The sequence below is a fragment of the Micromonospora sp. NPDC005163 genome (assembly GCF_053599835.1).
Map to the genome: position 1 here is coordinate 1 of NZ_JBSFYP010000021.1, position 22,936 is coordinate 22,936.

The window sequence follows — 22,936 nt, forward strand, 5'->3', positions numbered from 1 at the left end:
CGCTGCGCCAGCTCGGCAACCGCCTCGTCGGCATCCTCCACGGATGCCTCAAGACCCGCTCAATCTACGACGAACACAAGGCCTGGGCTCACCACAGCACAGCAGCCGCTTGACATTTTGAATCCTGGGATGTCTGCCGAGAGAATGGCATCACCCACCGGCTGACCAAGCCCCGCTCACCCACCACCACTGGCAAGGTCGAGCGATTCCACCAGACCCTGCAACGGGAACTCCTCGACGATGTCGAGGTCTGGGCCAACCCGCAAGCAGCCCAGGCCGCCATCGACGCCTTCCGGCACGAATACAACACCGAACGGCCCCACCAGTCCCTCGCGATGGCGTTCCCGGCGGACCGGTTCGCCGCCCAGCCGACCGAGGAGCAGCTGCCGCTGCGACTACCTCCGTTGCTGTCCAGCACCATTCCCGCACCCCGCCGACCGCTGCCGACCCCAGCACCGACGCCTCCGCCATCCGTGGGGCACACCGTCGCTCCAGCAGTGCCAGTGGCTGTCGGCGACAGCGTCCGCCTAGCCGTGGAGGTCGCCCGCGTGATTCCCGCCTCGGGCAACCTCGCCGTCTGCGGGCAGCAGTTCTGGCTCGGCCCCGCCCATGCCGGGCGCACCATCACGCTCTGGGCCGACACCACCGTCATCCACCTGCTGCTGAACGGCGCCCGCCTCAAGTCCGTCCCGTCCCGGCTCACCCTCGACCACCTGCGGCAGCTACTCGCCGAGGACGGCCAGCCTGCCGGGCCCTCACCCATCGCCGCCGGCCCGGCCGAGTCTGGCGGCCCGATCGAGGTTGACCGGATCGTTACCGCCAACGGGCTCATCGCCCTTGCCGGCAGGCAACACCCGATCGGCTACCACCTCGCCGGGCGGCGGATCACCGCCCGCCTCGATTACGGCGTCCTGCAGATTCTCGACACCGGCCGGACCCTGCTGCGCAGCCTGCCCAACCCACTCACCAAGGCCGACCTGGCCCGCCTCCGCGATGCCCGTCCCGCCGGACCACCACCAGCCCCGGCCCGCGACGCTCAACGCGTCGAGCGGCGGGTCAGCAGCCGCGGCAGCCTCGTCATCGCCGGTCAACGCATTCACCCCGGCATCGCCCACGCCGGTCGCATCGTCACTGTCGAAGCCACCGACGCCACCTTCCGCGTCTACGACGGCGACCAGCTCCTCATCGAGGTCGCCTGCACCACCACCAAGCCCATCGCCCGGTTCAAAGCCCGTAAGCCGGAACCACCACGGCAGACGACGATCGGCAAGCGAGGCGGACAATGACCCTCTACCGTCTCGGCGACCGATGCCATACTCCTCGAATGCCAGACGGAGCCACAGCGACTCGACTGGTCACAGCGGTGGCACGCCAGCATCTGCAGCCGCTTGGACTGCATCGGCGAGGCGCATCACGCGTCTGGATCGATGACCGAGGCTGGTGGCTGATCGTCGTTGAGTTCCAGCCTTCCCGCTCGGAAGGCACCTATCTCAACGTTGGCGCGATGTGGCTGTGCCACGAGCGCGACCACTGGTCATTCGACGACGGCAGCCGCATCTACTGGCGCAACGACGCCGCCTTCGTCACACAGCCGCCGGTCGGCGAGGTCGGCTGGACGAGCTTTCTGAACTTCGTCAACGCCGAACAGTTCACCCGCGACATCACCACGGTCGCCGGTGTCGCCGCACAACGGGTCGACCAGCTGCGCAGCCAGTTCCCCGACCCCGCAGCCGCCGCTCGCCAGCTGGCCTCCCGCACGACCAGGCACGGCGAGTCGCCCTGGTGGCACGCCTACCACACCGGGGGCGCAGCAGCGCTAGCTGGCGACCCCGACACCGCACGACAAGCGTTCCACCGCATCACCGTCGGCAACCTAGACCCGGACTGGGCCCACGACCTCGCCCAGCGCGCAAAACAGCTAGCCGACCTCGCCGACGACCCACCTGCTTTGCAGCAGCGCGTCATCGAAGTCATCCACGCAACCCGCCAGCGACTCAAACTACCGCCGGCCACGCCCCATCCCATGCCCACACCGCCGGCGGCCTAGCCATCGAAGCGAGAACATCAGCGGTGGAGCAAGCTCGCGGACTACCCTGACCACGAAGATCGTCTAGCCGGACGTGGCACCCGTCATTCGACACCGATCCGTAACGCATCAAGTGGAGCCCGACATCGCCGACAGCCGGTTGTCGTGTCTCAGGACCTGGGTGACAGATCGGTATCAGGACCTGGGTAACACTCCGCCACTTGTGGCATTGGCCCGACGCCTGGCCAAGGTCGACGAGCTGATCAGAACTGGCGGCGACGGCTTGTAGGAACTGACGGCCTCTACCGTCGCCCCCACGGGCGAGGCCGTTCGACCCCTGGCCGCAGCAGCACATCCACATCCCCCAGCGCTGTCGGGTGGTACGACTGGTCAGAGCTGACAGAAGCGGCAGAAACGGGGCGAACCGATGACGAGTGGCGCAGCCCGGCTGATGCGGAGACCGGAGGAGCAGCGGACGACGTTCCTGGACCTGTTCCTCGACCTGGTGTTTGTCTTCGCGCTCTTCCGACTCTCGCTAGGGCTGCGACTGCATCTGGACTGGATCGACGCCTTCCAGACGCTGCTGCTGCTGCTCGCCATGTGGTGGGTGTGGGCCGCGACGGTGGGGGTGGTCTACAGGTTCGAGCCGCGACGGCCGGCGATACAGGTGCTGGTCATCGGGTGCATGTTCGGCAGCTTGGTGCTGTCGGCCGCAGTGCCTGAGGCGTTCGGCGGGCATGGCTTGGTCTTCGCCGGCGCGTACGTCGCCGTCCAGGTCGGTCGCAGCCTGTTTCTCGTGATCGTTACCCGTGGCGACAAGCGGCAGCGTCCCGAGATGCGGGTGCTGCTCTGGTTCGGCGTGTCGGCGGTGCCGTGGATCGCGGGCGCAATTGTGCAGGGTTGGCCGCGTGGGGTGCTGTGGGCGCTAGCGGTGGCCGTGGACTACACGGCGGCCAGTCTCGGCTGGCCCGCGCCGAGGCTGGGCCGCGGCAATGCGGCGGAGTTTGGGATCACGGGCGAGTTCCTGGCCGAGCGCTATCGGCAGTTCTTCATCATCGCGCTCGGCGAGTTGATTCTGGTGACGGGGCTGGGGCTCAGCGAGCACACCTTCGAGGCTGACCGCAGCGCGGCGGTCGTGGTGGCGTTCACGACCACGGTGCTGCTGTGGCGGATCTACATCCACCTCGCTGGGGAGGTGTTGGGCGGGGCCGTCGCCGCGGCCAATGATCCGCTCCGCGTTACCGTTTTGGCGACAAACGCTCACCTGGTCATGGTCGCCGGCATCGTCCCGATCTCTGTCGGCGTCGAGCTCATCATCGAGCACCCATCCGGGCACACACAGCCGACGTGGATCGCCGTGATCCTCGGCGGACCCGCACTGTTCCTCGCCGGACGGGCCATCTTCGAGTACGCGGTGTTCGGCCGGGTGTCCCGAAACCGCGTGGCCGGGGTCCTCATGCTCGCCGCCATCTCGCCGGCAACGATCTTCCTGCCGCCGGTGCTCGTCGCCGGCGCCGCTGCTCTCGTCCTGGCCGGCATCGCCGTATCCGACACAGCCCGTGCCCGAGGACGTCCACCCGAGCCGCCCTCACCACCCGGCTAGCCAGAAGTGTCACCCACGTCCCGAGACTGTTCTGTCACGGACGTCCTGAGACTCGACATCGCCGGCAGCCGGTCGGGCGGGCTCCCCCTCACCTGCGGTGCGTTGAACGTCTCACGCACGGTGGAGAATGGTGGTGCGACGACGGATGCGGGAAGGGACGCCGAGTGGTGGACGACCTCGGATGTCGCCGCCTACCTCGGAGTCCAGGTCTCGACGGTCACGAACTACCGAAAGCGTGGGCACGTGCCCGAACCTGACATGACTGTTGGCCGTACACACATGTGGCGGCCGGCCCGGATCAGATCATGGCAGCAGGGTCGTCCTCGGCCTGGCGTCGGTGGTCGACGGGCAGACCAGTCCGAGTCCAAGTCCGACTAGCTGCAAGTCCCTACGCCGCGAGGGTTCGAACTTCTTCCAGGTACGACGAGACTTCCGGCTGATCCGGATAGCGCTGGGCCAGGAGGCTAGTCAGCTCACGAGAGCACATCAGCAGGGACGGCAGCGACTTCCGGTCACCTTGCAGGGCTTGGCGGCCGTGCGCGATCGCTGACTCCACGTCGCCTGTGCGAGCAGCGGTCACGCCGAGCGTTACCCGAGCTTCCGCTATCCGCATTGGCTTACGTTCCTGCCCGTTCGGGTCGGTCGATGACTTCAGGACCTCTCGGGCGTACATCTCGGCAAGCCGATCCTCGCCCGCGATGCGGTAGCAATCCATGGCGTAGAAGTCGAACTTGGCGGGGTCGACCACGAATCGGTGATCGGTGTCCTCCGGGTAAGGCAGGGATTCCAACAATCGGTGTCCACGGTCGAGAGAAGTCTCTACCTGGCGACGGTCGCCGAGTCGCGCCCAAGCCTTCGCCTGCTGGGCGGCGAGCTGCATCGCCGCTCCATCGTTCGCTGCGGTCGCCTCAACAGCCTCGGCAGCTGCGATGACGCCTCGATAGTCTCCCTGCGTCAACGCGTACCAAGCGCGCATCGTTTCAGAATGCGCAAGTGGCTGCCGCTGCTGACGGTCTGCCTGGGTACGTTCATGCTCCTGGTCGACGTCACGATCGTGATCGTCGCCCTGCCCGACATGGTCGACGACCTGGGCGCGTCCTTCCGGGCGTTGCAGTGGGTCATCGACGCCTACGCCCTCGTGCTGGGCGCACTGGTGCTCGGCGCCGGCTCGATCGCCGACCGGGTGGGGCACCGCCGGGCGTACGTCGTCGGGCTGGCGGTCTTCGCGGTGTCGTCGCTGCTGTGCGGTCTCGCGCCGAACCCGGGCGTGCTGATCGCCGCGCGCGCCGTACAGGGCGTCGGGGCGGCGGCTATGTTCGCGACCACGTTCGCCCTGCTCAACAGCGCCTACGTCGGGCGTGACCGGGGAAGCGCGTACGGCATCTGGGGCGCGGTGTCGGGCGCCTCGGCCGCCGTGGGCCCGATCCTCGGCGGGCTGCTCACCGAGGGCGCGTCGTGGCGCTGGATCTTCCTCGTCAACCTGCCGGTCAGTGCCGTGGCCATCCTGCTGTGCGCCACGACGCTCACCGTCGCCCACGCGACCGTCCGGGGCCGGATCGACGTCGCCGGTATGGTGAGCTTCACCGCCGCCGCGGGGTGCGCGACCTATGCACTCATCCGGGCGAACGAGGACGGCTGGTCGGCAGCCGCCGTCTGGTGACTGCTGGTGGTGGCCGCGCTCCTGCTGGCCGGGTTCGTCACGATCGAGGCACGCACCCGGAACGCCATGTTCGACCTCGCCCTCCTGCGCGACCGCTCGTTCGTCGCGGTCCTGCTCGCCGGGCTGCTGCTGACGTTCGCGGCCTTCACCACCCTCACCTACACCTCGATCTGGTTGCAGTCGTGCTGGGACTGAGTCCGCTCGCGGCGGGGCTCACCGGCCTGCCGATGTCCGTCACCGCGTTCGCTGTCTCGGCGGCGCCGGGTCGGGTGCTGCACGGCCGCAGACCAGACCTGGTGATCGGCGCCGGTCTGCTGTTCGTCGGCCTCGGCAGCCTGCTCACCGCGGCGCTCATGCACGGTTCGGCCAGTTGGCCGGCGCTGCTGCCGGGGCTCGCCCTGATCGGTGTCGGCGTCGGCCTCGCGACGCCCGTCCTCGGCTCGGTCTCCATGTCCCTGGTGCCCGCCGAGCGCGGCGGCATGGCCGCCGGAGCCGTCAACACCACCCGCCAGCTGGGCTTCGCGTTCGGCGTCGCCGCGCTGGGCAGCGTCTTCACCGCCCAGGCGCAGACCATCCTGGCCGGGCGTGGCATTGCGGACCCGGCACACGTCGCGCACGCCATCGCCGGCGGGCAGACACCCGGTCTGCTGCGCGCCACGCCGGCAGCCGGGCGGCACCTGCTGGACAGCGCGGCGCATGCCGCCGGGGTGGCGGGTGTCCAGGCGACCTTCGCCGTGGCCGGAGCCGTCGGCGTCCTCGCCAGCTTGCTCGTCATCGTCCTCATGCGACCCGGCCGGCCGCGAACCGCCGCCTCGACCGCGCGTCCGCCCGTCGCGGAGGGCGCGGGACGCTGACGGCGCCCCCGAACGCGAACCTGCCGGGCCGAGCGGCGAGGCGCGGGCAGGCATGGTCGCGGCCGTAACGGGAATCGGAGGGCCGCCAGCAGCACGCACGGAGGAGGCGCAATGACGGACCCCGGGTCGAATCGTGCCCGCCTGCCGGGATCGCCGCTGCCGGACGTGGCGTCCGCGGACGGCGGCTTCGCCGTCGTGGAGATGTTCACCTCCCAGGGCTGTTCGAGCTGTCCTCCGGCCGAGGAGGTGCTGACCGAGATCGAGCGTGACGCGCGCGCCCAGGGGCAGCCGGTCTTCGCGCTCGGGTTCCACGTCGACTACTGGGATGATCTGGGCTGGCCCGACCGGTTCGCCGACGCGGCGTACACCGCGCGGCAGGAGGCGTACGCGCGGGCCTTCGGCACCGGACGCCTGTACACCCCCCAGATGGTCGTCAACGGCACCGTCGAGTTCGTCGGCTCCGACCGTCGACGGGCGGCGACCGCGATCGCGTCGGCCCTCACGTCGGCAACCACCACACCGTTCACACTGTCGGTCCAGGACTACGCCGGAGGTGCGGGCGCCGGGCAGCGGGTCGTCCTGGGCTTCGAGACCGAGCGGCCCACGGAGCGTGCGGTGCTGAACGTGGCGATCGTCGAACGCGGCCTGGAGAGCGAGGTCGCCCGGGGCGAGAACGCCGGGCGGACGCTGCGGCAGGACAACGTGGTGCGCGCCTTCACCTCGCTGGGTCTGGACGCCGAGCGCGGGCAGGTGGAGCTGGAGGCGCCGCCAAATCTCGATCCTCGGCAGGCCACTCTGGTGGGTTACGTGCAGAACAAAGGTGACCGGGCGATCGTCGCCGCCGCCGCGGTCGACCTGTCCGCCGTCGCGCGATGAGAGTGGGCTGATTGCGGTGCGTGAGCGGGCATCGCGTCACCATGGCGCTCTGGCCGAGGCGGCCTCGCCAAGCTAAGGTCCGGGAGCATGTCAGGACGGTGGAGGCGGGCACTCGGAATTCTGGCGGTCGGGCTGTTCCTGCTCGGGTGCTACGGCTGCTTCACCCGGAGATTGCCGGTCTGGCAGATCGTTGCCCTGGGCACCATCGCAACATTCGGCGCGGTGGCGTGGACGGCGCTGACTGTGACGAAGGCGGTTCGGGACCGCGGTCCCGCCCAGGCGACCGCCACGGCGTACCTGGACGCGCTCGTCGCGGCCGAGTTCACGGTCGCGTACGAGTTGCTCGCCGAGCAGCGTCGGCAGGCCAGCGACCTGCCGACCTTTTCCGAGCTGCACTCCGGTGGCCAGCGGCTCACCGGCTATTCGGTCGAGGGGACAACGATAGTCGGCCCTGGACAACCTCGTGCCGAGGTACTGACGCAGGCCCGCTTCGTCGATGGCGAGGTCGCGCCGCTGAAGCTGCTGCTGATCCGGCAGGCCGACGACCACTGGCGGGTCGCCGACTGGCACGCCGGCGAGCGGTGGTAGTTCAAATCGCGACATCAGCACGCAACCCGTGGGACACATTGACGGGAGTCATAGCCCTCGATTACCGTGCCGACTGGGAGAGCGCTCTCTCACCGCATCTTCTCCTCAATTCAGACAACGTGTCGGAGCCGGCAGGCCGGCATCCCGACACGCGATGGAGGCACCGTGAAACCTCCCGTCCCCCACCGCCGTTGGGTCCTGGCCGCCACCACCGCTCTGGCCCTGGTCGTCGGCGGCCTCACGATTTCCCTCACCCGTCCCGCCGAGGCCGCCCCCGTCGGCGCCGGCAGCTACACCACCACCCCGGTCGGCCCGCTCCCCACCGGCTGCGGCCCGATGTCGAGCAACCCCCGACAGTTCGCCACCGCCAACGCGCCAGCCGGTGCGGTACCCACCAACGACTGGTGGTCCTCACTGCTCTGGAAGCGCACCGACTGCGCCTTCAGCGAACCCCTGCACGCCCACCCGCTCTCCTACGACACGTTCACCGACGGCCTCGGCTTCTCCGCCAACTCCACGCCCGCCATCAGCGGCACCTCGACCGGGGTCGGCGAGTACCACTACCCGTACGTCCAGGACATCCGGGTCGGCGTCGCCGGGCTCGGAGCGCCCGTGGTCAAGGTCGACGGCTGGACCGACTGGACGGTCAGCCCACACTGGAGCGACGGAGCCCGGACCATGCGCGCCACCATCGGCCACGGTCTGCCCTTCGCGTACTTCCAGACCACCGGTGGGGACGCGGTGATCAGCGCGACGGGCACCGCGGACGTCTGGTCCAACAGCGGCGCCACGGTCGGCTTCCGGGTCAACGGCCACGACTACGTCGGGTACGCCCCCAGCGGCGCCACCTGGACCGTCAGCGGCGGCCGGATCTCCTCCACCCTGGCCGGCCGGGGCTACTTCTCCGTCGCCCTCCTGCCGCCGTCGACGTCGGCGGCCGAGCGCGCCGACCTGGCCTCCACCTACGGCCGGTACGCGCACGCCCACGTCACCGGCACCCAGGTCTCGTACGCCTACAACCCGGCCACCAGCGGACTGACCACCACGTACGCGTTCACCACGACCGCCCGGGAGGGAACCGCCACGCAGACCGTGGTCAGCCTCTACCCGCACCAGTGGAAGTCGCTGACCGGCTCCACCCCCATCACCCCGACCGACCCGTCGGCGCGTGGCCGGATGAAGGTGCTCACCGGCGTCAACCAGTTCCGTACCGCCATGAAGTTCCAGGGGGTCCTGCCGGAACTGCCGGCCGTCGCCGACGGCAGCGGCGCCGACCTGACGACGCTCACCAACCACCTGGCCGCCGCCCGCGCGAACCCGATGGACCAGCGCGGCGGCGACACGTACTGGACCGGCAAGGGACTCGGCCGGGCCGCCCGGCTCGCCGAGGTGGCCGACCTGGTCAACGACACCGCGACGCGGGACAGCGCGCTGAACGCGATCCGCAGCACGCTCACCGACTGGTTCACCGCGTCGAGCGGCAAGACCGGAAGGGTCTTCTACTACGACGGCAACTGGGGCACGTTGATCGGCTACCCAGCCTCGTACGGCTCGGACCAGGAACTCAACGACCACCACTTCCACTACGGCTACTACATCGCCGCCGCGGCGACGCTGGCGAAGTTCGACCCGGCGTGGGCCGCCGCGAGCCGCTACGGCGGCATGGTGGACCTGCTGATCCGGGACGCCAACAACTACCGCCGCGACGACACCCGCTTCCCCTACCTGCGCGACTTCGACATCTACGCCGGCCACGACTGGGCGTCCGGGCACGGCTCATTCGGCTCCGGCAACAACCAGGAATCGTCGTCGGAGGGGATGAACTTCGCCAACGCCCTGATCCAGTGGGGACAGGTGACCGGCGACACCGCCGTCCGCGACGCCGGCATCTTCCTCTACACCACCCAGGCCGCGGCCATCCAGGAATACTGGTTCGACGTCAGCGACCAGAACTTCCCCGCCGCCTTCGGGCACTCGACGGTCGGCATGGTCTGGGGCGACGGCGGCGCGTACGCCACCTGGTTCAGCGCCGAGCCGGAGATGATCCAGGGCATCAACCTGCTGCCGGTCACCGGCGGACACCTCTACCTCGGCAACAACCCGGCGTACGTACGGACCAACTACGCCGAACTGGTGCGCAACAACGGTGGGCAGCCGACGGTCTGGCAGGACATCCTCTGGCAGTTCCAGGCCCTCGGTGACGGCGACGCAGCGCTGGCGAACCTCCGCGCGAACCCCAACTACACGGTCGAGGAGGGCGAGAGTCGGGCACACACCTTCCACTGGATCCGCAACCTCGCGGCGCTGGGCACCGTCGACACGACGGTGACCGCCAACCATCCACTGTCGGCGGTGTTCTCGCGCAACGGGGCGCGCACCTACGTGGCGTCGAACCCGACCGCGACGGCGATCACGGTGAACTTCTCCAACGGCACGACGCTCGCCGTACCGGCCGGACGGACGGCCACCACCGGGGCGTACACCTGGAGCGGCGGCAACGCGGCCGGCGGCGTACCCCCGGGGACCCCGCCGCCCACCACACCCCCTCCGACGGATCCGCCCCCGAACCCGGGCTCTCCGACCCGGTACCTGCTGCCCGGTGGCGGGCTCGGCGCGGCCGGCGGCGCGGCCACGACCACGGTCGCGGCGGCCAACGGAAACCACGACGGTACGCCGACCAACCCGCAGGTCTTCACGGCGACCGGCCTCAACCTCGCCTACTCCGGCGGGCAGACCACCTTCGACCTGTTCCTGGACGCCGGCACGGCCGTCGGCAACGGCGTGCAGGTGCGGATCTCGTACGACCTGACGGGCAACGGCAGCTGGGAGCGGGTGGAGACGTCGCGTTACTTCGCCACCGACCCTGTCCCCGGCTACGAGCACTACACCCAGAACGCCGGCCTGGCCTCGGCCACCGGCACGTTGGGCACGCTCAGCAACGGCACGGTCCGGGTCGAGGTGTGGTCGGCGATCGGCAACAACCCGAGCACGGTGGGCATCGGCAACCAGTCGGTGCTCCGGCTTCCGTACTCCTGATCCACCCGTCCGCGCCGCCGCCGGTTCGGTATGGCCGGCGGCGGCGCGGCGCACGGTCATCGGGGAGTCGGGCCGACCTCCACCCGGTGGCTCTCGTTGTCGGAGAGGAACGACGCCAGCTCCCGCCCCTGCTCGACGACGGCGGTGCGGTCGGCTCGCGAGAGGCGACGCAGCGGAATGACCGTCACGGCGCCGGCCTCGACGTTCCAGGTCGCGGCGACCCGACCGTCGACCAGCACCACGCGCTCGCCGGCGACCGACAGACCACGGTGCGCATCGTCGATGATCCGGCTCCGGTCCTGGTAACCGAGTATCGCGTTGTCAAAGGCCGGCAGGAACCGCACCGGGGCGGGTGTGTCGGGGTCGGGGCGCGGCGCGTCGGGAAGGTCCAGCAGCTCACGGCCACGATCGTCGCGGAACGTGATCAACTCGCCGCGCATCGCGGCCACCGCGGCCGGCAGTCCGGCGAGGCCGCACCAGGCGCGCAGGTCGGCCGTGGCCGCGGGACCGTACGCGGCCAGGTAGCGGCGTACCAGCGCCTGGCCGACCGGATCGGCGTCCTCCAGGGCCGGCGGGTCGATCTCCCGACCGAGCCAGGAGGAGAGCAGGACGTTGCGCACTCCGGCCCTCGTGCGCCACAGTCCGCGCGGCGGCAGTTGCACCATCGGGACGAGGGCAGCGATCACCATCTCGCCCAGTGCCCGCGTCCCCGGCGTCGGCCAGCGCCCGGCGAGCGCCCGCGCCAGCTCGGTCATCGAGCGCGGCTCGTCGTCGGCCATCACGGCCCGGCCGGCCGCGGCGAGTTCGTCGAGGTCCACCCCGTCCAGCTCGCGGCGGTAGGTCCCGAGCACCCGTTGGCGCAGCATCGCATCGTGTCGGGCGCGCCAGGTCAGTGCGTCGTCAGCGGTGAGGAGGTGGACGGTGCGGCGCATGAGGTGTGTCCGCACCAGGCTTCGCTGGATCAGCAGGTCCGAGAGCACCGCCGGGTCGAACGCGCGCAGCCTCGACCAGAGCCCGACGAACGGTTCCTGCGGTTCCTGCGCCTGCAGACCGCCGAGGTGGGCGACGGCGTCGAGGACCGGTACGTCCGCGCGGTCGAGCAGCAACTGCCGGGCGAGCGTCGCGCGGTTGAGCGCGCGGTTGTCGAGCACCGTCATCGGGCAACAGTCGCAGGTGAAGCGGCCAGGGTCTGGCCGCTTCTCATGGCAGTATCGGGACCCATGCTGAAGACCTCGGCGCGGCTGCTGTCGTTGCTCTCGCTGCTCCAGGCACGGCGGGACTGGCCGGGGGCGCTGCTGGCCGAACGGCTGGACATCAGTCCGCGCACCGTGCGCCGCGACGTCGACCGCCTGCGTGAGCTCGGCTATCCCATCCTGGCCACCAAGGGTCCCGACGGGGGCTACCGGCTCGACGCGGGCGCGGAACTGCCGCCTCTGCTGTTCGATGACGAGCAGGCCGTCGCCCTCGCCGTGGCACTCCAGATCGCCACCACCTCCGGCGCCGGCATCGAGGAAGCCGCGGCGCGCGCGCTGCAGACCGTCCGGCAGGTCATGCCCGCACGGCTGCGCCGTCGCATCGACACCATCCAGGTCACCGCCGTCGAGCGGCCGGCGACCCGATCGAGCCCACAGGCCGACAGCGGCGTGCTCATGGCGCTCAGTGCCGCCGTCCACGCCCGCGAGGTGCTGCGTTTCGACTACGGCCCCGCATTCCCGCCAGCGGCCGACGACGATCAGGCCGACAGTGCGCCGCGCCAGGTCCAGCCCCACCACGTCGTCACCTGGGGAGGGCGCTGGTACCTCGTCGCCTGGGATCTCGACCGGGAGGACTGGCGCACCTTCCGCGCTGATCGGATCACGCCCCGCACCCCCACGGGGCCTCGCTTCACCCCACGGCAACTACCCGGTGCGGACGTGGCGGCCTTCGTGGTCAGCAGGTTCCACGGCCCCGAAGGCTGGCCGTGCCGGGGCGAGGTGATCCTGGACCTCCCCGCCGAGGTCGCGGCCCGTTACACCAGCGACGGACTCGTCGAGGCCCTCGGCCCGGACCGCTGCCGGCTCGTCGTCGGCTCGTGGTCATGGCCGGGCCTGGCCGCCGCCATCGGTCGGTTCGACGCCGACATCGAGGTCGTCGGGCCGACCGAGCTCAGAGAGGCCTTCGCGCGGCTGGCCGACCGCTATGCCGACGCCGCGGCCGGCGCACCCCCCACACCACCTCGACCGGTCCGGACGGGCCGATAACCCGCTTGCGCCCGTCGCGGCTTGTCGACAGGGTCGGGAGCCATGAGCGACATGTGGGTGGACCCCACCGACGATCCACGGACCTACGGCAACCCGAAGGGCGAGAAGGCGACACTGCAGGAGTACCTGCGGAACTACCGGTTGACCCTGGACATGAAGTGCGCCGGTCTCGACGCCGAGCAGCTCGCCCGCCGCTCGGTGCCACCGAGCACCATGAGCCTGCTCGGCCTGATCCGGCACCTTGCCAAGGTGGAGAACCAGTGGTTCCAGCGGGTGCTGCGCGGCAGGACCGACCAGCCGCGCCTGTTCAGCCGGGACGACGACAGGGACGCGGACTTCACCGACGCGGTCGCCGACCCCGCGGTCGTCGAGGAGGCGTTCGCCACGTGGAAGGCGGAGATCGCGGCGGCCGATGAGTGGCTCGACGCGCTCGACGAGGACGACCTCGGGCGGGAGGTGCCAATCGGCGACGACACGGTCAGCGTCCGCGACGTCCTCGTTCACATGATCGAGGAGTACGCCCGGCACGTCGGCCACGCCGACCTGCTCCGCGAGTGCGTCGACGGCCGCACCGGCCAGTGAGTCGGGGGAACGACCAGGGCCGCTCGAGTCGGCCGGCATCCGCGTGAGCGGGTGAGCGGCGGGGGTGTGCCTCCCCCGCCGCTCACACGATCACTCGCTGCGTGCCGTCTCCGGGCCGGTGATCCTCTCCAGCAACGGCAGGGTGGACGCGATGATGCCGAGGCATGCGGCCAGGCCGACGATCACGATCCCGTAGAACCCGAGGCCCGGCGCGGTGAGCGTGTAGTCCAGCTGTGCCTTGAGGAACAGTTGGGCGGCCACGAAACCCATGCCGATCGCGACCACGGCGACGGCCAGCATCGGTACGGCGCTTTCCAGAGCGACCACACGGCGCAGGACCCGCACCGGCGCCCCACTGAGGCGGAGCAGGCTGAACGGGCGCCTGCGTTCACTCAGACCGCCGACCACGCTGACCGCCAGGCTGCAGCCGGCGAGGCCGAGGCTGGCGACGATGATGACGTTGGCCAACTGCTTCCAACCACGCAGCTGATCGGTGAAGGACGACTCGAACTCACCGGGAACGGTCGGTGCCACCCAGAAATTCGGGAAGGCCAACGAGAGGGCCGTGCGCGCCCGTTCCAGCGGGGCTGTCGAACCGTCCGTGCCGACGACGATCGACGCCACCGGCAACCGCTCGAGGTCGTCGAGGGAAACCGATGCGGCGGGCCACACCCGGGAGGCGGACGCCGACTCGTCGAACGGGATGAAGTTGTGGGCCACCGCCGCCACGGTGGCGCCGTCGGCGCATCGGCCGTACGCCTCGGGGATGTCGGTGCACGCGAGCACGCCGGGATCGGCCATCCGGTCCGGGTTCCGGTGGACCACCGTCGCGCTCCGCACGCCCGGGATCGAGCGCAGCTCGACCAGCAGTGAGTCGGGCACCGAGAGCTCGTCGTCGGAGAAGCCGGTGGAGAGGGTGGCGGCATCCGTCGACTCGATCCGGGCGGGGCCACGGTTGGCGACGATCGTGGTGATCACACCGATGGCCACACTCGTGACGAAGAGCGCGAGCATGATGCCGCTGATGGCCCGGAAACCGGCCTTGGGGTTGTCGGCGAGGCGCCGCGCCGCGATGAGTGCCGCGGGCCGCCGGGCGCGGCTGGCCATGACACGGGCGCCGACCATGGTGAGCCAGGGGCCGGCGAGGATCAGACCGGTCATGATGAGCAGGAGACCAGGCAGGAACGCGGCGGTCTGGCCGTCCGACGTCTCGGGCCTGCGGCCGATGAAGTAGGCCAGCTCGGCCACCCCCAGCGCGAGTGGGATCAGCCGGTAGGCGCGGGGTGGACGGGGGGTGACCTGCCGCGTGACGCCGAGCGGGGAGATCCGGACGCGTCGTAGCGACACCCAGGCCGCCAGCGCCGCTCCGGCCGGCACGCCGAGCGCGACCACCAGGGCGTCCAGCGGTCTCAGGACCATGTCGTCGGGGAAGAACCGCATGCCGGTGAACGGGATCGCGGCGAGCTGGCCGCGGAACGCGAAGAACAGCGCGAAGCCGAGAGCCGTGCCCGCGAGCGCCGCCACGGCCGCCTCGGTCGCCGCGATCACCGAGATCTGCCGGGGCGTCGCGCCGACCAGCCGCATCGCCGCGAACCGCTGCTCCCGGCGGGCGGCGCTGAGCCGGGTGGCCGTGCCGATGAAGATCAGCACCGGAAACAGCAGCCCACCGGCTATGACACCGACGATGAGGTCCACGACCGTCTCCGGCAGCGCGTGGGTGTCGTCGCCGATGCTGGTGACCTGGCGGACATTTGGCAGCGTCGTGGCCTCGTTCACGGTGTGGCCGACGATGACGAGGAGGGCGTCCGGTGACGGCAGCGCGGCCGAACCGATCGTGCCGAGGTTTCGCCCGGGGTAGCGATCGGCGAGTTCGGCGGCAGGGGTCGCTGCCAGCAGCGTGCTGAACTCCGGTGAGACGTAGTACTCCCCCGGCCCCGGGGTCTCCGGAATGCCGACCGGCGTCGGCGAGCTCGGGCCCGAGGCGGCGACGTCGATCCGTACGATCTGCTCGCCGCGGAAGTAGTCCTCCCGCGTGGACCACAACAGTGGATCGCCGCCACCGTCCGCCGACGGGCTGGGATACAGCGACGCGTACCGTGTGAGCTGCGCGTTCACGGCGTTGAGGCCCGCGAGGGTGACCAGCAGCAGACCGGCGCCGACCGCCACGGCGGTGGCGATGATGATGAGGCGGGTGAGTGCCTCCCGCCCGCCGGCCACGGCGAGGCGGAGCCCGAAGCGGATCATGATGCGATCCGGTCCGGCGCGTTCACGCGGCCGTCGCGCACGATGACCTCGCGATCGGCGTACGCGGCGACCCGTGGTTCGTGGGTGACCAGGATGACCGTGGTGCCCTGCTCACGAGCCGCGGTGACCAGCAGGTCCATGACCTGCTCGCCGGTGAGCGAGTCGAGCGCGCCGGTCGGCTCGTCGGCGAAGAGCACTTCCGGCCCGGCGACCAGGCCCCGGGCGAGGGCGACCCGCTGGGCCTGCCCTCCGGAAAGCTCACCTGATCGGCGCTGCTCCAGCCCTTCCAGGCCGAGCCGCTCGAACCAGCCGTACGCCTTGCGCAGCGCCTCGGTCCTGCGTGTGCCGTTCAACAGCAGCGGCAGGGCCACGTTCTCCGCGGTGGTCAACTCGGGGACGAGCTGCCCGAACTGGAACACGAACCCGAAGCGGTCCCGGCGCAGGCTGCTGCGGCGGGCCTCGGTCATGGAGTCGACCCGAGCCCCGTCGAACAGGACCTCGCCGGAATCCGGAACCAGGATGCCGGCCAGGCAGTGCAGCAACGTCGACTTACCCGACCCGCTGGCCCCCATGATCGCGACGATCTCCCCCGAGTCGACGGCGATGCTGGCACCGCGGAGCGCAGGTGTCTGGCCGAAGGAGAATTCGACGTTCCTCGCTTCGATCGCGATGGTCATGACCGTACCGCCTTCGTCAGGGCGTCCAACCGGGCGCCGGTCATCTCGATCCACCGGAGGTCCGCCTCCAGGTGGTACAGACCGTGATCGGCGAGCAGCGCGTCGACGAGACTGCCGGTGCGCTTGATCTCGGTGAGCTCACGCATCCGCTGCAGGTGCGCGCTGCGTTGGGTGTCGAGGTATTCGCCGGCGGGGCGGTCCAGCATCAGCGCGAGCACGACCTTGGCGAAGAGAACGGTCTGCAGGTGCGGTTCCGGTTCGACCGGCTGGGTCAGCCACTGCTCGACCTCGGTCGCGCCCAGGTCGGTGATGATGTAGCGCTTGCGGTCGGGCCCTTCGCCGGGGCCGACCTCGCTGATCACCACCTTGCCGTCGCGCGCCAGGCGGCTGAGCGTCGAGTAGACCTGCCCGAACGGCAGCGGCTTACCGCGGCCGAAGTAGGTGTCGTACTCGCGCTTCAGGTCGTACCCGTGGCTGGGTTCCCGATCGAGCAGGCCGAGGAGGGTGAGTGGAACGCTCATGCCAGCACGATACACCGGGGGTATACACCGCGTATATACCCCCGGGTTCTACGTCCGGGGCCGCCGTGACCTCATGCCTGTACGACGGTCCCGTGGCGTAGCGCGTCGAGCCTTCCTGTCCTGGCGACCCGAGCGAAGGCATGGGCACTCGGTTTCGGGGTTCTGCGCAGGTCGTGGTCGTGGTCGACCGCGATCAGTCCGAACTTGGGGCGGTATCCCTCGGCCCATTCGAAGTTGTCGAAGGCGGACCAGTGCAGGTAACCGCGAACGTCGACTCCTTCCGATCGGGCCTGCGCCAGTGCGGCGAGATGCGTTTCGAGGTAGTCGACCCGCTCGTGATCGTCTTCGGTGGCGATGCCGTTCTCGGTGACGTACAGCGGGAGCCCGGCGGCGGCAGCACGGTGCAGCTGTTGGCGCAGTCCGTCCGGATGGACCTCCCAGCCCATCTGGGTCAGTTGGGCGCCGGCCGGCGGTTCGGCGAACAGTGTCGGCACGGCGGGATCGACCCATTGCCGGCGGTAGTACTGGACGCCGAGGAAGTCTCCAGGGTCGGGTCCGGTGAGCCCGTCGAGGTACAGGTCGACGATCTCGGTCCGCAGAGCGCGGCAGAACGCGACGCAGCTGCCGTCGTCACGAGCCGGGGTCAGCAGCGGCAGCTGCACTGCGAGGCCCGCCCTGGACCGGGCTCCTCCATCGCGGACGGCCCGTACCGCGGCGTGGTGCGCCTCCAGGAGCACCCTGCCCACCCGTTTCCACAGGATCGGGTTGGTCATCCCCGGCGGGTGGTAGCCCTCCAGATAGCCGTGCAGGGCGATCATCTGTGGTTCGTTGATAGTGCAGACGAAGGGCATCAGGTCGCCCAGCTCCGCGACGACCCGGTCGCAGTATCGGCTGAACAGCTCGACCGCATCAGGGGCGAGCCAACCACCCCTCGCGGCGAACCAGCGCGGCAACGTGAAGTGGTGCAGGGTGACGAATCCGGTCATGCCGGCGCTGGCGAGCGCGGTCAGGACCCGGCGGTAGTGGGTGAGGGCGCTGCGGCTGAACTCCCCCGGTGCGGGTTCGATACGGGACCACTCCAGCGACAGGCGGTGGGCGTTGTGGCCCAACGACTTCAGCAGCGCGAAGTCGTCGGCATACCGGTGCAGGTGATCGATGCCGTCGTGGGACGACTGTTGCGCGGCGGTACCGGGGGCGTGTTCGAAGTCCCACCAGTCGTTGTTGACGTTGCCGCCCTCAACCTGGTGCGCGGCTGTCGCGGCACCCCAGAGGAAGTTCGCCGGAAAGTCGGATCCCAACGGAGCCGGCGCACTGCGACCGTCGGCGACGTCTCGGGTGCTGGTCACGGCTGCTCCTCATCGGCGCGCGGGGTACGGGCCCGGTCGCCACTCGTGGACCGAGCGGCGACCGGGCCCGTCGGATCAGTTACCCGTCCGCGGTGCCAGGAACGTGAACGAGCCGGAGGGAACGCTGTAGACGGCATAGTCTCCGTCGACACGCAGGAACGTGGCCCGGGCCGGAGGCGCGTCGAGCCGTCGTCCTCCCGCCGGCACCCACACCTGTGCGCTGGTGTTGGTGGGGACGTCGACCGTCAGCTTGAATCGTCGATCCGACGTGCTCCACTCGGACCGCGCAACGCCGTGTGGTGTCTGGTAGCTGCCCTTCACCGAGGTCAGGTCCCCGACCACCTTGGGCTGGATGACAAGGCGTCGGTAGGCGGTCGAGTCGTCGGCCTCGCGGATGCCGACCAGACTCCCCTGGAACCACTCCTCGATCTGGGCGAGGATCATGTGGTTCTTGGAGTCACCACGGTTCCACCGTTCGCCGATGGTGGTCATGCCGTTCGGGTTCGCGACCGTGGGTTCCATGAAGAACCCGTAGCTCGGTTGGTCGTTCTCCTGGAGCAGATCCCACAGGACGTCGTCCCTGCCGCCGTCGGCGAGTGCCCGGACGGTCGGTGCCATCCCGATTGTGCCGCCGCTGAAGTGTGGACCGTCGCCGACCGGGTGGAACGCGTACACGAGCTCGACGAGCGCGTCGAGGACGGCGTGACGTTCGGTGTCCGGGACGAGCCCGGCGTCGAGGGCGAGTGCCTGCGCTGTCTGCGTTGCGCCCGTGGTCCCGGCGTTGCCGTCCGCGGTGTACCGGCGTAGTTGCTGGTTGTAGAAGTGCGCGTTGAACGCCTGCTTGATCTCGTCCGCGAGCGTCCGGTACCGAGCGGCGTCGTCGACGTGGCCGGTCAGCTGCGCCATCGTGGCCAACTTGCTGATCATCGTGTAGTAGCCCCAGGTACCGGTGATTCGGCCGGATGTCTGGTCGGCGGCGACCCAGTCGGCGAGGGCGGCGTCGACGATGTGCGCGTCGGCTCCGGTCCCCACCTTCTGACGCTGGATGTAGTCGGCGAAGGCGACCATCTGGTTGTAGTACCGCGCCATCGTCGCGGTGTCGCCGTACAGTTCGTACAGCATCGACGGGACGAGGATGATCGCGTTGCCCCAGTTGATCTCGTCGCCGAAGCGTCCGCTGTAGCCCCAGTCGTAGACCGGGGTCTTCAGCGCGACGTTCCCGGCCATCGGTGTGTCAGCCAGAGACTGCCCCTCGACGAGGTGTCGCATGGTGGTCCGTAGGTAGGCGCCGAGTTCGTAGTTGCGGTGGATGGCACCCATCGGCATCGTGTAGTCGGCCGGGTACGACAGCTTCTCGCGGCCGGGGCAGTCGGTGAACACCGACATGATGTTCGCCGCGAAGGAGTACCCGGCCATCTTGTGGACGCGGTTGACGCGCGCGTTCGAGGTGGTGAAGTCGCTGGCCGACGGGGTCGCGGCCTGCAACCGGAGCCCCTTGATGAGGTCCTTCGTCGGGACGTACCCCTCGGGCAGGCCGCTGACCTGGACCCACTGCATGCCGAAGTAGTTGAAGTCGGGATGCCAGGTCTCCCCGCCGCGAAGTCCGGCGGTGGTGTACGTGTTGAACAGGTCGCGTCCCCGGCTGCCGCCGCCGCCCATGAGCGAGGCCTGGTCCACGGTGCCGTCCGCGGCCAGCGACTCGGCGGGTGACATCCGGATGGTGACGCCGCTCGGCACGGTCCCCTTGAGGCGCAGCTGGGGCCAGCCGACGATGTTCTGGCCGAAGTCGAACACCCAGGTTCCCGGTGCCGGGTTGGTCATCGAGACCGGTGTGAACGTTTCGACGACCTTCACCGGTTCGGCGGTGCGAGCGACGAGCCTGGTGGCGAGGTTCGGGGGTGGCGCGATGCCGGCGTCGACCCAGGCCATGGCGGAGCCGTCACGTCGCCTGGCGGCGGCCGTCAGGTTGGCCCCAGCCGAGTCCCAGCCCACCTGCTCGCGGCGCGCGTCGTGGTCCGCCCCGGAGTACCACGCGTCGGTGACCAGGGCGCCGAGTGCGGTCCGCCATCCGCGGTCGGAGACGACGACGTCGGTCGAGCCGTTGGTGTAGGAGATTTCCAGCCGCGCGATCATGCGGGGGGTCACCGCGGCGCCGGCGCTCGCATCGCTGGCGGCGACGTTGTTGCCCGATCCGGTCACCGCCACGCCGGCGGTGTGCGGCTTGGACAGGCCAGGGGTGAACGAGATCCCGGTTCCGTCCGCGCCAGCGGTGCCGATCGCGGTGATCGTGCGGGATTCGAGGCTGTCGCCACCGTTGCCAGTGTCGATGTTGATCGTGCCGCCAACATGGTAGTTGGCGACGCTGTCCAGCTGCACGGTCGTGGCATCGGGTGCGACGTCGGCGGCCAGAATGCCGTTGCCCTTGAGCTGACTCTGCCACCACGAGTACGGCGCCGTCCGGCCGACGGCGGGGTTGGTGACGCTTCGCCGTACGTAGGCGGGGCCGTTGCCGAGCCGAACACCGAGCGTGTTGGCTCCGGTGCGCAGGTCGCCGCTGACGTCGTACGTGCGGTACTCACTGGAGAGCTGGTAGTTGGAGTTACCCGGTGCCAGAACCTCGTCGCTGAGGGATCGGCCGTTGAGGGACGGCAGGTGCAGCCCGACGCCGGAGAGGTAGAGGCGGGCGCTGGCCACGCGCTTGTTGCGATCGATGTCGAACTGGCGAGCGAAGATCGGCATCGACTGGGATTCCGTGCGACCGGGGTACTCGATCCACCGGGCCGATCCCCAGTCGCTCTGCTGGAGCAGGCCCATCTCCCACGTGGATGGCTCGCTCCAGTCCGATGGCTTCCGGTCGGCGTCCCAGACCCGGACCTGCCAGAAGACCCTCTCGCGGGAGGTGAGGGTCCGACCGGCGTACCGGATGCCGGACTGGTGGTCGGACTGCACCCTGCCGGAGTCCCAGGTCAGCCTTCCGCCGGCGAGGTTCCGCGCGCTCGTCGCGGTGCGGATCTGGTAGGCGGTCTGCCTGTCGCCCGGGCAGGCCAACCGTGCGCCGGGTCGGCGGCAGGGATGGGCGGCGGCCCGTTTCGTTTCGGTGATCCGCCAGCCCAGGGATGGGTGGGCGTCGTCGATGCCGAGCGGTTCATCGTGTCGGTCGTTCACCCGAAGGTCGACGACGCTGACGGCGGCCGCCTGTCGGCTGGCGATGGACGGCGTGGCGTTGAGCGTCTGCGACGCGACGAGTGTGACCGCCACTCCCATCACCACGAGCAGGCGTGTCCGTCTCCTGGATTTCTGCACAGGTCACTCCTTTCCTGGCCGGCCTGCTGAGCCGGCAGGTCCTGGTGTTGACGTAGGTGCTGCTGGTGCGGTGCGGAGCCTGGTCCGCGACCGCAGGGAAGATCGGTCAGGCGCCGGCTTTGTAGTCGGCGTCCATCGCCGCGAGGACCTTGTCGGGGGTGGACTGCCCGCTGAAAACCTCCTGGAGGCCGCTGAGCATGGTCTGCTGCACCTTGGCGTTCGGCCAGAGCTGATCCATGAACGGCACGGTTCGGTTGTCGTTGATGAACGTCGACAGCTCGGTCAGCGAGGGGTCGACGGCGTAGCCCGTGTCGGCGAGGGCTGGCAGGCCGCCCTGCTTCTTGACGTAGAGGTTCATGCCCTCGGGGGACATCACGAAGTTGACGAACTTCAGTGCGAGTTCCTTGTTCTTGGCCTTGGCGTTGATCCCGTACCCGGCACCGGCCGCGGCGGGCATCAGGGCCGTGGCCGGCTCATCGGTGGCCGGTAGCGCCTTGAGCGTGAACGTGCCGTTCGGGTTCTTCCCCTTGAGCAGGGCGATGACCCAGTTGCCCTGCACGATGCCGAGCGTCTTTCCGGTGGCGGCGAGTTCCTGGCTGGCCTCGTAGCTGGTGCCGAGCGGGTTCTTCTGGAAACATCCGGCCTGGTTCATCTCCAGGTACTTGGCCAGGGCCGTCTTCCAGAGTGAGCCGGCGAAGGTCGCCTGGCCGGCCTGCATCTTCGTGTCGAAGTCCGGGTCCTTGGCGTAGACGGTCGGTGCGACCAGCCCGTACAGCACCAGCTGGGTCACCCAGTTGTCCTGGATGCCCAGTGCGAAGGCCGGCGTTCCCTTCGTCGCGGCGGCCCGGCAGAAGGCCAGCAGGTCGGTCCATGTGCCCGGTGGGGTCAGTGCGGCCTTGTCCATGGCTTGCTGGTTGTAGACCGCACCGATCCCGTTGAGCCCGAAGATCGCGTTGTAGGTCTTCCCCTCGTACTGGGCCACGCTCTTGACGGCGTCCGGCAGCTTGGCGGCCCACGGCTGGTCGGACAGATCGAGCAGGTACCCCGGTTTGGCCAGCACGTAGGTGGCTCCAGGGTTGCCGTTACCCGGCCAGACGGACATCACGTCGGGTGCGGTGCCTGACGAGAGCTGGGTCCGGATCTGCTGCTGGTACTGGTCGGCGCCGCTGGTGGTGAAGTTGACCTTGACGCCCGGGTTGGCGGCTTCGAACGCCTTGACGACGTCCTCCACGGAGCCCTGGTCGACCGAGGCGAGGGTGAGGGTGGTGGAGCTGGTTTCGGCGTTGGTGCCGCCGCTGCAAGCGGCCAGCACGGCGAGGGCTGTCATTGAAGCCAGCAGGGTCGGCAGTCTGCGCGTGTTCATGATGTCTCCCGCTAGGA

Annotated in this window: 19 protein-coding genes and 1 pseudogene; 12 read left to right on the forward strand and 8 right to left on the reverse strand. The window is 69.7% G+C overall.

Annotated features, from left to right (window positions below; all coding sequences use genetic code 11):
• Positions 1-161: 161 nt before the first annotated feature.
• The 4 genes and pseudogenes from ACWD6N_RS16405 to ACWD6N_RS16420 all read left to right on the forward strand — a co-directional run.
• Positions 162-287 (forward strand): annotated as a pseudogene (locus ACWD6N_RS16405) (integrase core domain-containing protein); the annotation flags it as partial.
• Between the two features lie 48 nt (positions 288-335).
• The gene (locus ACWD6N_RS16410; protein ID WP_354968837.1) at positions 336-1,286 is read left to right on the forward strand and encodes a hypothetical protein; all 951 of its coding nucleotides are present in this window, start codon (positions 336-338) and stop codon (positions 1,284-1,286) included.
• A 77-nt stretch (positions 1,287-1,363) separates the two neighbouring features.
• Complete coding sequence (locus tag ACWD6N_RS16415; protein WP_450004945.1) at positions 1,364-2,047, forward strand: hypothetical protein; 684 nt, start codon at positions 1,364-1,366, stop codon at positions 2,045-2,047.
• Positions 2,048-2,453: 406 nt separating this feature from the next.
• The gene (locus ACWD6N_RS16420; RefSeq protein ID WP_450004946.1) at positions 2,454-3,629 is read left to right on the forward strand and encodes a low temperature requirement protein A; all 1,176 of its coding nucleotides are present in this window, start codon (positions 2,454-2,456) and stop codon (positions 3,627-3,629) included.
• A gap of 388 nt (positions 3,630-4,017) precedes the next feature.
• Here the strand turns inward: ACWD6N_RS16420 and ACWD6N_RS16425 are convergent, their stop codons facing one another.
• Positions 4,018-4,605 (reverse strand): hypothetical protein, encoded by a 588-nt coding sequence (locus ACWD6N_RS16425; RefSeq protein ID WP_450004947.1) that lies wholly within the window; start codon positions 4,603-4,605, stop codon positions 4,018-4,020.
• A gap of 9 nt (positions 4,606-4,614) precedes the next feature.
• Between ACWD6N_RS16425 and ACWD6N_RS16430 the strand changes: the two genes are divergently transcribed.
• From ACWD6N_RS16430 to ACWD6N_RS16455, 6 genes are all read left to right on the forward strand, one after another.
• Positions 4,615-5,289: an MFS transporter gene (locus ACWD6N_RS16430; protein WP_387327344.1), complete on the forward strand. Its 675-nt coding sequence runs from the start codon at positions 4,615-4,617 to the stop codon at positions 5,287-5,289.
• A 6-nt stretch (positions 5,290-5,295) separates the two neighbouring features.
• Positions 5,296-5,484: a hypothetical protein gene (locus ACWD6N_RS16435; protein WP_387327347.1), complete on the forward strand. Its 189-nt coding sequence runs from the start codon at positions 5,296-5,298 to the stop codon at positions 5,482-5,484.
• Positions 5,472-6,143, forward strand: coding sequence for an MFS transporter (locus ACWD6N_RS16440; RefSeq protein ID WP_387327350.1), 672 nt, complete (start codon positions 5,472-5,474; stop codon positions 6,141-6,143). The genes ACWD6N_RS16435 and ACWD6N_RS16440 overlap by 13 nt, the downstream gene beginning before the upstream one ends.
• Before the next feature lie 111 nt (positions 6,144-6,254).
• Positions 6,255-7,019, forward strand: a complete 765-nt coding sequence (locus ACWD6N_RS16445) for a DUF1223 domain-containing protein (protein WP_450004948.1) — start codon at positions 6,255-6,257, stop codon at positions 7,017-7,019.
• Between the two features lie 87 nt (positions 7,020-7,106).
• Positions 7,107-7,607, forward strand: coding sequence for a hypothetical protein (locus tag ACWD6N_RS16450; RefSeq protein ID WP_387327356.1), 501 nt, complete (start codon positions 7,107-7,109; stop codon positions 7,605-7,607).
• 165 nt (positions 7,608-7,772) lie between these two features.
• Positions 7,773-10,643, forward strand: coding sequence for a glycosyl hydrolase (locus ACWD6N_RS16455; protein ID WP_450004949.1), 2,871 nt, complete (start codon positions 7,773-7,775; stop codon positions 10,641-10,643).
• A 56-nt stretch (positions 10,644-10,699) separates the two neighbouring features.
• Here ACWD6N_RS16455 and ACWD6N_RS16460 read toward each other — a convergent pair whose 3' ends face one another.
• Entirely contained in the window at positions 10,700-11,800 is a 1,101-nt protein-coding gene (locus ACWD6N_RS16460) for a winged helix DNA-binding domain-containing protein (RefSeq protein WP_450004950.1), read from the reverse strand.
• Positions 11,801-11,863: 63 nt separating this feature from the next.
• On the opposite strand from ACWD6N_RS16460, the gene ACWD6N_RS16465 reads away from it, so the two are divergent.
• Positions 11,864-12,883, forward strand: coding sequence for a helix-turn-helix transcriptional regulator (locus tag ACWD6N_RS16465; RefSeq protein WP_354965669.1), 1,020 nt, complete (start codon positions 11,864-11,866; stop codon positions 12,881-12,883).
• 42 nt (positions 12,884-12,925) lie between these two features.
• A complete protein-coding gene (locus tag ACWD6N_RS16470) occupies positions 12,926-13,465 on the forward strand; it encodes a DinB family protein (RefSeq protein ID WP_354965670.1) in 540 nt (179 codons plus the stop codon).
• Positions 13,466-13,555: 90 nt separating this feature from the next.
• Here ACWD6N_RS16470 and ACWD6N_RS16475 read toward each other — a convergent pair whose 3' ends face one another.
• The 6 genes from ACWD6N_RS16475 to ACWD6N_RS16500 form a co-directional block, all read right to left on the reverse strand.
• Entirely contained in the window at positions 13,556-15,709 is a 2,154-nt protein-coding gene (locus ACWD6N_RS16475; RefSeq protein ID WP_450004951.1) for an FtsX-like permease family protein, read from the reverse strand.
• A complete protein-coding gene (locus ACWD6N_RS16480) occupies positions 15,706-16,386 on the reverse strand; it encodes an ABC transporter ATP-binding protein (RefSeq protein ID WP_387327370.1) in 681 nt (226 codons plus the stop codon). The genes ACWD6N_RS16475 and ACWD6N_RS16480 overlap by 4 nt, the downstream gene beginning before the upstream one ends.
• The gene (locus ACWD6N_RS16485) at positions 16,383-16,907 is read right to left on the reverse strand and encodes a PadR family transcriptional regulator (protein WP_354965673.1); all 525 of its coding nucleotides are present in this window, start codon (positions 16,905-16,907) and stop codon (positions 16,383-16,385) included. Before ACWD6N_RS16485 ends, ACWD6N_RS16480 begins: the two co-directional genes overlap by 4 nt.
• Positions 16,908-16,978: 71 nt before the next feature.
• Positions 16,979-18,253 (reverse strand): glycoside hydrolase family 1 protein, encoded by a 1,275-nt coding sequence (locus ACWD6N_RS16490; protein WP_450004952.1) that lies wholly within the window; start codon positions 18,251-18,253, stop codon positions 16,979-16,981.
• Positions 18,254-18,328: 75 nt separating this feature from the next.
• Positions 18,329-21,556 carry a family 78 glycoside hydrolase catalytic domain gene (locus tag ACWD6N_RS16495; protein ID WP_450004953.1) on the reverse strand — a complete coding sequence of 1,076 codons (3,228 nt, stop codon included), beginning with the start codon at positions 21,554-21,556 and terminating at the stop codon, positions 18,329-18,331.
• Positions 21,557-21,662: 106 nt separating this feature from the next.
• Complete coding sequence (locus ACWD6N_RS16500; protein ID WP_387327381.1) at positions 21,663-22,919, reverse strand: ABC transporter substrate-binding protein; 1,257 nt, start codon at positions 22,917-22,919, stop codon at positions 21,663-21,665.
• Positions 22,920-22,936: the final 17 nt, after the last annotated feature.

What these genes read in the sequence shown, in the direction of transcription:
- ACWD6N_RS16465 (WP_354965669.1), top strand. Translation starts at nt 11,864, where the DNA reads ATGCTGAAGACCTCGGCGCGGCTGCTGTCGTTGCTCTCGCTGCTCCAG.
- ACWD6N_RS16470 (WP_354965670.1), top strand. Translation starts at nt 12,926, where the DNA reads ATGAGCGACATGTGGGTGGACCCCACCGACGATCCACGGACCTACGGC.
- ACWD6N_RS16475 (WP_450004951.1), bottom strand. Translation starts at nt 15,709, where the DNA reads ATGATCCGCTTCGGGCTCCGCCTCGCCGTGGCCGGCGGGCGGGAGGCA.
- ACWD6N_RS16420 (WP_450004946.1), top strand. Translation starts at nt 2,454, where the DNA reads ATGACGAGTGGCGCAGCCCGGCTGATGCGGAGACCGGAGGAGCAGCGG.
- ACWD6N_RS16450 (WP_387327356.1), top strand. Translation starts at nt 7,107, where the DNA reads ATGTCAGGACGGTGGAGGCGGGCACTCGGAATTCTGGCGGTCGGGCTG.
- ACWD6N_RS16480 (WP_387327370.1), bottom strand. Translation starts at nt 16,386, where the DNA reads ATGACCATCGCGATCGAAGCGAGGAACGTCGAATTCTCCTTCGGCCAG.
- ACWD6N_RS16485 (WP_354965673.1), bottom strand. Translation starts at nt 16,907, where the DNA reads ATGAGCGTTCCACTCACCCTCCTCGGCCTGCTCGATCGGGAACCCAGC.
- ACWD6N_RS16445 (WP_450004948.1), top strand. Translation starts at nt 6,255, where the DNA reads ATGACGGACCCCGGGTCGAATCGTGCCCGCCTGCCGGGATCGCCGCTG.
- ACWD6N_RS16425 (WP_450004947.1), bottom strand. Translation starts at nt 4,605, where the DNA reads ATGCGCGCTTGGTACGCGTTGACGCAGGGAGACTATCGAGGCGTCATC.
- ACWD6N_RS16500 (WP_387327381.1), bottom strand. Translation starts at nt 22,919, where the DNA reads ATGAACACGCGCAGACTGCCGACCCTGCTGGCTTCAATGACAGCCCTC.
- ACWD6N_RS16430 (WP_387327344.1), top strand. Translation starts at nt 4,615, where the DNA reads ATGCGCAAGTGGCTGCCGCTGCTGACGGTCTGCCTGGGTACGTTCATG.
- ACWD6N_RS16460 (WP_450004950.1), bottom strand. Translation starts at nt 11,800, where the DNA reads ATGACGGTGCTCGACAACCGCGCGCTCAACCGCGCGACGCTCGCCCGG.
- ACWD6N_RS16410 (WP_354968837.1), top strand. Translation starts at nt 336, where the DNA reads ATGGCGTTCCCGGCGGACCGGTTCGCCGCCCAGCCGACCGAGGAGCAG.